The organism is Bacillus sp. FJAT-53060, from assembly GCF_037104745.1.
Taxonomy (GTDB): domain Bacteria; phylum Bacillota; class Bacilli; order Bacillales; family Bacillaceae; genus Bacillus; species Bacillus stratosphericus_B.
This window is the reverse complement of record NZ_JBAWSW010000076.1, coordinates 1-3,011: the sequence shown is the minus strand read 5'-3', so window position 1 is coordinate 3,011 and position 3,011 is coordinate 1. Positions and strand designations below refer to the sequence as shown.

Below are 3,011 nucleotides of genomic sequence, written 5' to 3'. Positions count from 1 at the left end.
CATGCTTCACATTAGAATATAGGTTAAGTCCTCGATCTATTAGTATCTGTCAGCTCCACGTGTCACCACGCTTCCACCTCAGACCTATCAACCTGATCATCTTTCAGGGATCTTACTTCCTTGCGGAATGGGAAATCTCATCTTGAGGGGGGCTTCATGCTTAGATGCTTTCAGCACTTATCCCGTCCGCACATAGCTACCCAGCGATGCCCTTGGCAGAACAACTGGTACACCAGCGGTGCGTCCATCCCGGTCCTCTCGTACTAAGGACAGCTCCTCTCAAATTTCCTGCGCCCGCGACGGATAGGGACCGAACTGTCTCACGACGTTCTGAACCCAGCTCGCGTACCGCTTTAATGGGCGAACAGCCCAACCCTTGGGACCGACTACAGCCCCAGGATGCGATGAGCCGACATCGAGGTGCCAAACCTCCCCGTCGATGTGGACTCTTGGGGGAGATAAGCCTGTTATCCCCGGGGTAGCTTTTATCCGTTGAGCGATGGCCCTTCCATGCGGAACCACCGGATCACTAAGCCCGACTTTCGTCCCTGCTCGACTTGTAGGTCTCGCAGTCAAGCTCCCTTGTGCCTTTACACTCTGCGAATGATTTCCAACCATTCTGAGGGAACCTTTGGGCGCCTCCGTTACATTTTAGGAGGCGACCGCCCCAGTCAAACTGCCCACCTGACACTGTCTCCCTGCCCGATAAGGGCAGCGGGTTAGAAGGTCAATACAGCCAGGGTAGTATCCCACCGATGCCTCCACCGAAGCTAGCGCTCCGGTTTCCAAGGCTCCTACCTATCCTGTACAAGCTGTACCAACATTCAATATCAGGCTGCAGTAAAGCTCCACGGGGTCTTTCCGTCCTGTCGCGGGTAACCTGCATCTTCACAGGTACTATAATTTCACCGAGTCTCTCGTTGAGACAGTGCCCAGATCGTTGCGCCTTTCGTGCGGGTCGGAACTTACCCGACAAGGAATTTCGCTACCTTAGGACCGTTATAGTTACGGCCGCCGTTTACTGGGGCTTCAATTCGCACCTTCGCTTACGCTAAGCGCTCCTCTTAACCTTCCAGCACCGGGCAGGCGTCAGCCCCTATACTTCGCCTTACGGCTTCGCAGAGACCTGTGTTTTTGCTAAACAGTCGCCTGGGCCTATTCACTGCGGCTTCTCGGGGCTTTAACACCCTAAGAAGCACCCCTTCTCCCGAAGTTACGGGGTCATTTTGCCGAGTTCCTTAACGAGAGTTCTCTCGATCACCTTAGGATTCTCTCCTCGCCTACCTGTGTCGGTTTGCGGTACGGGCACCTCTCACCTCGCTAGAGGCTTTTCTTGGCAGTGTGGAATCAGGAACTTCGCTACTAAATTTCGCTCGCCATCACAGCTCAGCCTTTACGGGAAACGGATTTGCCTATTTCCCAGCCTAACTGCTTGGACGCGGATATCCAATACCGCGCTTACCCTATCCTCCTGCGTCCCCCCATTGCTCAAATGGTGAGGAGGTGGTACAGGAATATCAACCTGTTGTCCATCGCCTACGCCTTTCGGCCTCGGCTTAGGTCCCGACTAACCCTGAGCGGACGAGCCTTCCTCAGGAAACCTTAGGCATTCGGTGGACGGGATTCTCACCCGTCTTTCGCTACTCATACCGGCATTCTCACTTCTAAGCGCTCCACCAGTCCTTTCGGTCTGGCTTCACAGCCCTTAGAACGCTCTCCTACCACTGTTCGTAAGAACAGTCCGCAGCTTCGGTGATACGTTTAGCCCCGGTACATTTTCGGCGCAGAGTCACTCGACCAGTGAGCTATTACGCACTCTTTAAATGGTGGCTGCTTCTAAGCCAACATCCTGGTTGTCTAAGCAACTCCACATCCTTTTCCACTTAACGTATACTTTGGGACCTTAGCTGGCGGTCTGGGCTGTTTCCCTTTCGACTACGGATCTTATCACTCGCAGTCTGACTCCCAAGGATAAGTCATCGGCATTCGGAGTTTGACTGAATTCGGTAACCCGGTAGGGGCCCCTAGTCCAATCAGTGCTCTACCTCCGAGACTCTTACCTTGAGGCTAGCCCTAAAGCTATTTCGGAGAGAACCAGCTATCTCCAGGTTCGATTGGCATTTCACCCCTACCCACACCTCATCCCCGCACTTTTCAACGTGCGTGGGTTCGGGCCTCCATTCAGTGTTACCTGAACTTCACCCTGGACATGGGTAGATCACCTGGTTTCGGGTCTACGACCACGTACTCATGCGCCCTATTCAGACTCGCTTTCGCTGCGGCTCCGCATCTTCTGCTTAACCTTGCACGGGATCGTAACTCGCCGGTTCATTCTACAAAAGGCACGCCATCACCCGTTAACGGGCTCTGACTACTTGTAGGCACACGGTTTCAGGATCTATTTCACTCCCCTTCCGGGGTGCTTTTCACCTTTCCCTCACGGTACTGGTTCACTATCGGTCACTAGGGAGTATTTAGCCTTGGGAGATGGTCCTCCCGGATTCCGACGGAATTTCACGTGTTCCGCCGTACTCAGGATCCACTCTGGAGGGAATGACATTTCAGTTACAGGGCTGTTACCTTCTCTGGCTGGCCTTTCCAGACCTCTTCGCTTATATCATTCCTTTGTAACTCCGTATAGAGTGTCCTACAACCCCAAGAGGCAAGCCTCTTGGTTTGGGCTGTTCCCGTTTCGCTCGCCGCTACTGAGGGAATCGCATTTGCTTTCTCTTCCTCCGGGTACTTAGATGTTTCAGTTCCCCGGGTATGCCTTCTCATACTCTATGTATTCAAGTATGGATACTACTCCATTACGAGCAGTGGGTTTCCCCATTCGGAAATCTCCGGATCAAAGCTTGCTTACAGCTCCCCGAAGCATATCGGTGTTCGTCCCGTCCTTCGTCGGCTCCTAGTGCCAAGGCATCCACCGTGCGCCCTTTCTAACTTAACCATTTCTTACTTTAGAAAGAATCACTATGTGTGATGAACTTTGCATTGCATTCAATGTGAAT

The 3,011-nt window shown here is 52.9% G+C and carries 1 rRNA gene; it reads right to left on the bottom strand.

From position 1 onward, the window contains the following. Window positions 1-19 precede the first annotated feature (19 nt). Window positions 20-2,950, bottom strand: a 23S ribosomal RNA gene (locus WAX46_RS15505). Window positions 2,951-3,011 lie beyond the last annotated feature (61 nt).